This window comes from Citrobacter sp. TBCS-14 (genome assembly GCF_005280805.1).
Taxonomy (GTDB): Bacteria; Pseudomonadota; Gammaproteobacteria; order Enterobacterales; family Enterobacteriaceae; genus Citrobacter; species Citrobacter gillenii.
Genome location: NZ_SZWM01001143.1, coordinates 1 through 245 on the forward strand (window position 1 = coordinate 1; position 245 = coordinate 245).

1 protein-coding gene is annotated in these 245 nt (G+C 49.8%); it reads right to left on the minus strand.

Translation table 11 applies throughout. The features are described 5' to 3' along the window. Positions 1-245: IMP dehydrogenase (locus FDX22_RS24460; protein WP_186805464.1), on the minus strand; the 245-nt coding region annotated here is incomplete at both ends.

The following is a 245-nucleotide window of genomic DNA, read 5'->3' on the forward strand; positions in this document are numbered from 1 at the left end:
GGGCCAATGCCCACTTTGACGATATCAGCACCGGAAAGCACCAGTTCTTCACACATCTCGCCGGTGACCACGTTGCCAGCACAGATCGTTTTTGTCGGCCAGGCCGCACGTGCTTTCGACACAAACTGAACAAAATGCTCTGAATAGCCATTTGCCACATCAATGCAGATAAAGTTCAGCGCTGGATTCAATGCCAGAATCTGTTTGGTTTTTTCGAAATCAGTGTCCGACGTCCCGGTTGAAAC